7 protein-coding genes and 1 pseudogene are annotated in these 8,916 nt (G+C 43.5%); 4 read left to right on the top strand and 4 right to left on the bottom strand.

What is annotated here, in order from left to right:
• The 4 genes and pseudogenes from QUA45_RS26380 to QUA45_RS26365 all read right to left on the bottom strand — a co-directional run.
• Positions 1-305 (bottom strand): annotated as a pseudogene (locus QUA45_RS26380) (hypothetical protein); the annotation flags it as partial.
• A gap of 449 nt (positions 306-754) precedes the next feature.
• Positions 755-1,312, bottom strand: a complete 558-nt coding sequence (locus tag QUA45_RS26375) for a hypothetical protein (protein ID WP_333222722.1) — start codon at positions 1,310-1,312, stop codon at positions 755-757.
• Positions 1,299-2,417, bottom strand: coding sequence for an AAA family ATPase (locus tag QUA45_RS26370; protein WP_333222720.1), 1,119 nt, complete (start codon positions 2,415-2,417; stop codon positions 1,299-1,301). Before QUA45_RS26370 ends, QUA45_RS26375 begins: the two co-directional genes overlap by 14 nt.
• A gap of 77 nt (positions 2,418-2,494) precedes the next feature.
• Positions 2,495-4,417: an ABC-F family ATP-binding cassette domain-containing protein gene (locus QUA45_RS26365; RefSeq protein WP_333222718.1), complete on the bottom strand. Its 1,923-nt coding sequence runs from the start codon at positions 4,415-4,417 to the stop codon at positions 2,495-2,497.
• Between the two features lie 119 nt (positions 4,418-4,536).
• Here QUA45_RS26365 and QUA45_RS26360 point away from each other — a divergent pair, with 119 nt between their 5' ends.
• The 4 genes from QUA45_RS26360 to QUA45_RS26345 all read left to right on the top strand — a co-directional run bounded on the left by QUA45_RS26360 (position 4,537) and on the right by QUA45_RS26345 (position 8,837).
• Positions 4,537-5,688, top strand: coding sequence for a dsDNA nuclease domain-containing protein (locus tag QUA45_RS26360; RefSeq protein WP_333222716.1), 1,152 nt, complete (start codon positions 4,537-4,539; stop codon positions 5,686-5,688).
• Positions 5,681-6,199, top strand: a complete 519-nt coding sequence (locus QUA45_RS26355) for a hypothetical protein (protein ID WP_333222714.1) — start codon at positions 5,681-5,683, stop codon at positions 6,197-6,199. Before QUA45_RS26360 ends, QUA45_RS26355 begins: the two co-directional genes overlap by 8 nt.
• Positions 6,196-8,055: an AAA family ATPase gene (locus QUA45_RS26350; RefSeq protein ID WP_333222712.1), complete on the top strand. Its 1,860-nt coding sequence runs from the start codon at positions 6,196-6,198 to the stop codon at positions 8,053-8,055. The genes QUA45_RS26355 and QUA45_RS26350 overlap by 4 nt, the downstream gene beginning before the upstream one ends.
• 206 nt (positions 8,056-8,261) lie before the next feature.
• The gene (locus QUA45_RS26345; RefSeq protein ID WP_333222710.1) at positions 8,262-8,837 is read left to right on the top strand and encodes a TMEM175 family protein; all 576 of its coding nucleotides are present in this window, start codon (positions 8,262-8,264) and stop codon (positions 8,835-8,837) included.
• The last annotated feature ends 79 nt before the right edge of the window (positions 8,838-8,916 follow it).

Below are 8,916 nucleotides of genomic sequence, written 5' to 3'. Positions count from 1 at the left end.
CGGGCGATCGCTTCTACGTCTTTTTCGTCCCGCTGCGGCTGGGGGGGTGCCAACTGCGACAAAACTATTTGAGGTACTGAGATCGACTTGAGCGCCACGAATTCAGGCTGCACGGGATCCGATGGCAGTCCGTCGCTGCCGTCGAATGCTCGATCGACTCCTTCAAACAGTTCGTCCATCAACCGATCGGCGTAGGACTCTACTGCCACTGCTTCGGCTGGCACTGTTTCCACCGTCGCCCTCACGGCGATCGGCTCTGACGCTGATTCCAAAGACATCTGTTTGGCGATTACTTTTTGAGGCATAGTTTTCTGTTTGCTCCCGCTCCTCGACAACCCTGAGATTCTCAACTTCAGACTTCTACAGGATACTTGTGATGTTGACCAATTCTTGGTTAAGAACAGGTCAATTGTATCTCACCCATCACCATATTTTTAGTCCTCGGCCAACTTACTTTGCCCGATCGACTTTTTTTTTACCTGTTTTGGGCCTTTTAGTCCCTGTTTTCTGCTGCCAGTCTTATTTGTTTAGGCTGACTTTTACTGCACATTCTACTGCTTTTGTCAACCCCACCCTCCGGGGCTTGGCTGTTTTTGACACACAGCTTTACTTGAGGCTCTCGCAAAAAAAGCGGGTTTTTTGCCGCTGTTTCCGATCGCATTGCTGCTTTGACATGGATTTCAGACTTTTATCCGTCTTAAGTTTTTGATCAGTTTGCTTGACAGTAATAACCGATTGCAGATTTTCTCATAACTCATGGCTGCAACAGTGGTAACAACCGCTGTAATTCCCCACAAGCTGCCTGAAGCGATGGCGGCGCATCTTCTGGTAAGCTCTGAGAATAACATCGATCGGCTAAATCCTCAACAGCGGTTTTGCAAGCAGCTTCATTTTTCTCAAATTTTGCATAATCATCCTCTTCATTCACATTTTCTTCCTGCAAGTAGTGTATCCAAGTCTCAATATTGCGCTTGGGAACAAAAATTGCGATCGCTTCCTTCGATCCCCTCTTTTCCTGCTTATCTTTATTAAGGAGACTAGCTAACCAATTAAGTCTTGCTTCCAGCGTACCCGTATCTGCATCAATTAACACAACTAATCCAATCGCCATCCGGTTTCTATTCTGGCGATAAGCTTTCACTTCCTTCGGATACTCAGTGCGTACATACTGTTCTCCAGCTTGGCTACCGGGCGGACATATTTTAGGAAGAAATGGACCTCTAAAACCTCGCTTTTTTAGGAAATAACGCGCAAAAACCTCCTGCTGTCTGTCCTCGCAGAGAATGACAATCTGAACTCTACGCTGGCTCATTCAACCACCCCCGTGCAATTAGTTCAGAAACTGTCAAGCCAGAATTGTCAGCTACTTTATCGCTAATTCGTTTGACTCGAACAGCAGCATTGCTTTGACGCTCAAACCAATAGCCAATCGGTGAAGCTAAAAGATAGTTAATTAACTGAGGATGGTGAGAAATTAGTAATGCTTGAAGTTTTCCCTCGCTACAAAGGTCATAAAGTTCAATCAGCCAGGGTTGAATTTCTGGCAATGCTAAAAAGTTTTCCGGTTCATCAATCCACAAGGTATAGTCTTCAGATTTAGTACCGTAAATCAGCGCGTATAAAGCAACTAATGTTTTTTGTCCTTCCGACAATTCTCCGAGACGATATTCAATTGGCTTGCTGTTATCTGTTTCTCCTGAAAACCGCAGCTTTAACACCACATTCTCTTCGCTTACTCGCTCAAACTTAAAATTTGTGAATCCATCCAAAACATCTCTTAAAATATTTCCAATTTCAGCAATTTTACCTTGATCTCCAGATAAGTAGCGATACCAAGAAACAAAATTTTCCATCTTAGGAGTCAAACGCATTTGTTCTTGGCTACTTTCATCAACCATCAAGCTAGGAACAACTTGTACGATGATAAATCGCGCCATCCGTTCTCTAAACCAAGTTAACTTCGTGTTTTCCTTTCTTGGCATTAATGAAGCCAGCATAGATTGCGACCAGTCAAACTGGTATTGCGGGCCCTCTGTAGAATCATCTCGATAGAGTTGAACTTCGCCTAATTCAAATTTTAGTAAAGGCTGGTTATCAAAGAACAGACGCTCGTACCCAACACGACATTTATCTCGATTGTGTTCAATTCCTAATTGATATGTGTAGGAGCCGCCATTACCGAGAATTTCTAGCTCGAAACGCTGCATTTGTAAAGTTTGCCAGCGGGTGCAGTCCGCAAGTTTGAAAATTCCTTCAACCTTACTGTCGCCGCTGACCAATGCTTGGATTTTCTGCAACACCTCAAAAACTGTTGATTTACCCGAGCCGTTAGAACCCAGAAATAGATTAATTGCCTCAAGATCTAGTTCAAAATTTACCAAACAGCGAAAATTGTCAATATATATTCGTTTCAGCATGGGATTTTTTAACTCATAATTCTTCTAGCTCCTGTCATTATTAACAGGAGCTAAACACAACACTCGGACAACCCAAATTAACCCACCCGTTCCGCCAATTCCAACCAGCGCTCAGTCGCCCGATCGATCTCCTTCGTCAACTGAGCCAAACGATCCGATAACTTCTTCACCTCGGCAAACCCGGTAGGAGCATTGTTGTACAAAATCTTCTCAATCTCTTCTTTTTCAGCTTCCATCTGCGGAATTTTATTTTCTAATTGTTCGTATTCCCGCTTATCATTAAAGGAAACTTTGGTAGATTTTTGAGTGGAAGTGGGGGATTTTGAATTGTTGGATTCAGCGGTGCGTGTAAGTTTTTCTTTTTCTTTTTGCCCTTGGATTTCCTTAGCTTCTTCGGCTTTCTTGTAGTCTAAATACACGGAATAATTGCCGGGATACAAGCGCAAATTGCCGCCCGGTTCCAAGGCGAAAACCATGTCGATCGTGCGATCGAGAAAATAGCGATCGTGGGACACCACAATCACGCAGCCGTTAAAATCTTCGAGATAATCCTCCAAAACCGCCAATGTCTGCACGTCTAAGTCGTTTGTCGGTTCGTCCAAAATCAGCACGTTCGGCGCACTCATCAGCACTTTCAACAGAAATAATCGGCGCTTCTCCCCGCCCGAAAGTTTGTTAATCGGTGCATACTGTTGGTTCGGTGGAAACAGAAACTTTTCCAACATTTGAGAAGCGGTAATGATTTCCCCATCCGCCGTTTGCACCAATTCCGCCACACTTTTCAAGTATTCAATAACTCGCTGGTCTTCGTTCGGGGTCAAATCCTCTGAATGCTGGTCAAAATAACCGATATGAATGGTTGTGCCAATTTCGACAGTACCCGAATCCGGCTGAATGCGTCCGGTGATGATATCCATCAGCGTCGATTTTCCCGCGCCGTTGCTACCAATAATTCCTATCCGGTCTTCGGGAGTGAAATTGTAGGTAAAATCTTTAATTAAGGTGCGCTCGCCGTAAGCTTTACAAATATTCAGTAACTCAATCACCTTCTTACCAATCCGGCGGCCCGCTGTGGCAATCTCGACTTTGCCGTTGGCTGTTTTGAACTCCTGGGCGCGCATATCTTTAATGCGATCGATCCTCGCTTTTTGCTTGGTACTGCGCGCCTTCGGCCCGCGTTTGAGCCATTCCAATTCGCGCCGCAATACACCCGCGTGTTTGCGAACTGTGCTGGCGGCCGATTCTTCAGCTAAGGCTTTTTTCTCCAAGTAATAAGCGTAATTGCCAGCATAATTGTAAAGGTCGCCGCGATCGATCTCTAGGATGCGATTGGTAACGCGATCGAGAAAATAGCGATCGTGGGTAATCAGCAGCAAAGCACCGCGATAGCCGTTCAAATAGTTCTGCAACCACTCCACAGACAGCGCATCCAAGTGGTTTGTCGGTTCATCCATCAGCAACACATCGGGCTCGGACAACAAAGCCGTTGCTAAGGCAATTCGCTTGCGGTAGCCGCCCGACAAATCGCCAATTTTCGCATCAAAATCCTGAATCCCCAACTTGGTCAAAATCAATTTCGCCTTGGTTTCCAAATCCCACGCATCCACCTCATCAATGCGTTCAGACACCGCAGACAGACGCGCCATCAACTTGTCTGTATCGCCTTTGCCGTGGGACAGTTGAGCGGAAATTTCCTCGTATTCCCGCACTAAGGCCATTTGTTCGCCGCTGTCAGCAAATACTTGCTCTAAGACAGTGTGATTTTCGTCTAAATCTGGCTGTTGGGGGAGATAGACAATTTTAGAGCCTGGATTGACCCAGCGATCGCCAGAGTCGATCGACTCCAAACCGGCAATCATTTTCAGCAGCGTTGATTTGCCGGAACCGTTGGTGCCGATGAGTCCGACTTTATCGCCTTCATCGAGGCTGAAACTTGCATCTGTCAAGAGTTCCTTGATGCCGAAGTCTTTTTTGATCGATCGCAGAGTAAAAATAGTCATCTGTATATACAATTATTCACCTAACTTAGTGTAGCGCTGATGGTGATTTAAGCTTATTATACCAATACCGACGATAATTAGATATCTAGCCTTACCCAACGCTTCCAGAGCAGTACGCGATGAAAAATCCTCTCCATCAGACACCGCCCGATGATACAGGCACAGATACGTTGAAACGGTTTCGCTATCAGGCTCAACTTGCTTTGCCTTTCTGTCTGGCATGTGCGCGTAAGGAGAAGATCCGCTCCATCATCATGGAGCACTTTGAAGATATTGTCATTGAATACGATGATTATTGGCATTTCATCCAAGTTAAAACCCGGAATGCAGAACGAGGTCCATGGAAATTGGGTGATGCTATAGATGGGTTAAAAAGTTTATATCGAGCTTTTCAGGAAACATCCCATTTAGAAGCTAAATACAGTCTCTTTATCGAAGGAGCGATATCATCAACAGATGATCTTAATGCCTTAGCTCCACGCAATACGGATATTTCAGACAAAATTATACACAGAATATCTGAAAAACTTGAGATTGAAGATTCTAAATGCAGAGTTTTTCTAAAATCTGTCACTGTTCATCCCAATCAGCCTCCTAGAGCAAATATTACATCACATAATATTCACCTAATGGGGCAAGTCTCAGCAAGCACCACAATCTGTGAAATCGCATCTTTAGAGGAAAAACTTACTGATGAAATTCTTCGAGCAATGTCATGCGCTCGATTGGATAATCTTTTATATTATTACATCGCGAAGGTAGAGGAAACTGAAGATGGGAACAGAGCCAGAGTCGATGCAAAACGCCTTACTGCCAGCAATATCACTGATATCCTCGGCTCCCTCACAATTGGCGATTATCCCTTGCTGCGGCGAATTACTGATCTTAATGCACCTACTCTAACTAAGCTAGAAAAGAAACTCGTTGCGGGCGGAGCTACAGAACGCATTATCAAAGATGCGAAAAACTTACGAGCCAATGCCTCTATGCGTGAAGCCGAAATCCTAGCATCTGGCTTCGTAGACCAAGAAGATAAAATGACTGACGTGCAGTTCCGAATCCAGACACTCACAAATTCAATTGTAGAAAATCATGATGAAGCAGAAAAACCAGCCAAGATTATCTGGAGAATGGTGCTCCATGAGCTAACTGAGAAAAAGGAGTCTGTCGATCCCCATCGCCTATATAAGCAAGATCCTTATCTGTTACTCGGTGCAGTCTGTGGGCTTTCTGATGAGTGTCGCATTGATTGGGGGGTTAAAATTGCGTAAGGAACTATTTCAACCTTCTATCGAAAGTGAAGCACGTATCCTGCTGCTTATTAATGCTTTCACTACACGAACCAAATCTCTGGAAGGCAGAACAAAATTAGCTAAGCTTGATTTTCTGTTACGCTATCCAGGCTTCATGCAACGCGCTCTAGCCATTCGTACATCGAGCCAAGTTATGGAAGTAGCCCATGAAGAACAACATAATATTGAAGGGAGGATGATTCGATATCGATATGGACCTTGGGACCCGTCACATTATGCTATTCTTGGCAAGCTCATTGGTAAAGGGTTAGTTGAAACTGCTTCCCACGATCAAGGGATTGACTATCGTGCTACAACATTAGGTTCAGAACTTGCCAAAAAACTTGCCAAGGAAGATTCTTGGCAAGAAACTAGCGCACGTATCAAACTTCTAAAACAGAATTTTGACCTTTCTGGTAGTAATCTCAAGAATTTTATTTACCAGCACTTTCCTGAAGTTACTGGTGCTTCTTGGGGGCAAAAGTTATGAGAATTCACATCAATAAAATCGACTTGGTAGGCACGGGTCGTGAATTTTCCATAACACCTGGACTGAAAATCATCACTGGTTCGATCACCACTGGCAAAACAACCTTGATCAAGTGCTTTCGCGGGTTATTGGGTTCTATTCTCAAAGATTTTTCAAGGGAAGCACGACAGAAAATCACTCATCTCGTTGGAGAGATTATCATTGGCGACAATGCGTATGAGATTATCAGACCTTTCGTTACGACCAGTGATGCACTGATTTCTATCGCTGGTGAAAATGAGACAAAACGTTTACCAGCTTTGCGTAGTAAATCTGATGAAGAAACCTATGGAACGTGGTTGTTAGAACAACTCAATTTGCCAACTTTGAGAGTGCCTACAGCCCCGACTCAAGATGACAGCGATACATCACCTTTATCTATCAATGATTACATGATGTATTGCCATCTTCGTCAAGATGAAATTGACAGTAGCGTTTTTGGACATACCAATTTTCCAAAAAACAACAAACGCAAGTATGTCTTTGAAGTTATTTATGGTAAGTATGATGTCGAAATAGCTCAGCTACAGATGAAACGCCGTGAAACAGTAAGTGAAATTCGGCGTTTACAGAATTACACTAAAACAATTGATGAATTTCTTACTGGAACGCCGTTTGAGAATCGAGCAGCCATTCTCCATAACCTTAACAATGTAATTAGAGAACTAGAAACAGCATATTTGGATTCAGAAACTCTAGGGCAGGAAATTAGAGGCTATACAAATACAGATGAGTTGCGAGAGAACCTCTTAGAAGTGCAGCAGAAATTGGATGAACTTCACCAGAAGCTTCAGTATGAGCAATATAGCCTCGCACAGAAACAGAGTCTCATTGCCCAACTACAAACCCAAAGTGCCAGACTTACCAAGTCTATTGTAGCAGGAAAATATTTGTTAGACTTCGATTTCCTTTCCTGCCCACGCTGTGGCTCTTCTATTCAACCATCCCGAACCCAACCAGAAATTTGTTATCTTTGCCTGCAACAACCAGAACCTCAAATTACCCAAGATGATTTGATTAAGGAACAAGACAGATTAGAACAACAAATCACTGAAACCTTTGAGCTAGTGAATGCACATCGCACTGCAACTACCGATATTGAACAGGAAATCACCCGACTAGATGCACAACGCCAAACCTTATCTTTCGAGATAAATCATCGGACTCGTCGCTATGTTTCTGAGCAAGCAGAGCAAATCGCACAAGTGGAGCAGCATCGCACCCAATTACAGGAGCAGAAGCAGCGTCTAGAAGAATATCTCGGATTGTATAATCGGCACGATCAGGCTATCAATACTATTCAACAACTGGAATCCAATCTTGAAGAGTTAGATACGGCGATTGATTTAGCTAATAGCCGAGTTTCAGAATTTGAAAATTACATAGGTTTTTTAGACAGAACTTATCAAGAAATTCTTCGAGAAATTCGAGTACCTTCTTTTTCAGATCCGGGACCATCAATCATTGACCGAAAAACATACCTACCACGTTTTGAGGGCAGACGTTTTGATGAATTGGAGTCTCAGGGTCTTAAAGTGATGGTCAATGTTGCTCATGCGCTTGCACATCAATTAACTTGTATCCATTTTGACTTAAAGCTTCCAAATATCCTGCTAATTGATGGTTTATCCGGCAATATTGGCTATGAAGGGCTAGATCGCGAACGTATTGAAGCTGTTTACAGCTGCATCATCCGAATTAGTCATGAGTATCAAAATCGTTTGCAAATTATCGTGTCTGATAATACTGTTCCCGAAAGCGCCCGTGAATACATATTAGTTGAATTCAGCGATGAGAATAAACTCATTCCTTTTTAAGTCAAAGTAAGGAGGCTGAATGAAAACTGCCCTCGGCCTACCAATTGACAAAATAGCGAAGTTTCTTCGCAGATATCTCGTTGAGACTCTTATATTTTTCACATAAACCCGGTTGCTTTGCGTGAGTCTTGCTATACTTTGATCGAGAAATGATATGTTCGATCGCAACTTACTTTGAAGTAAGCAAAAAAGGAGGATCTACAAAAATGGGTAAAGGCAGGTTAGAAGCCTTCAGCGATGGTGTAATCGCCATTCTCATCACCATAATGGTGCTGGAATTGAAAGTGCCCCATGAAGCTGATTTAGCTGCGCTGCGTCCGCTACTTCCAGTATTTCTGAGCTATGTACTCAGTTTTATTTATCTTGGTATCTACTGGAACAACCACCATCACTTGTTACAAGCGGCTCGGCACGTCAATGGTAATGTGTTGTGGGCTAATTTGCATCTGCTGTTCTGGTTGTCACTCATTCCCTTTGTCACTGCCTGGACAGGCGAGAACCACTTCGCGGCCTGGCCAGTTGCGCTTTATGGCGCAGTGCTGTTGTTGGCTGCGATCGCTTACTTCATTCTTACTCGTGTTCTTATTTCTCACCACGGTAAAGATTCCACTCTGGCTATCGCACTTGGGCGAGACTTTAAGGGTAAGGTAACATTGGTGATTTATGCCGTAGCAATCCTGCTTTCCTTTGTGAACTCATGGTTGGCTTTCATGCTGTATGTTTTAGTTGCAATAATGTGGCTTATCCCCGATCGGCGTATTGAGAAGATTCTGACTTCGTGAACAATGTTCCACAAAAAGCCATCGCCAGCCAGCTAACACTTCGCTTGAGGAATTAACAAATGACAATTCATCAAAACGG

This window comes from Microcoleus sp. Pol12A5, assembly GCF_036701435.1.
In the GTDB taxonomy this organism is placed as follows: domain Bacteria; phylum Cyanobacteriota; class Cyanobacteriia; order Cyanobacteriales; family Microcoleaceae; genus Microcoleus.
This window is presented reverse-complemented; position numbering and strand designations above follow the sequence as displayed.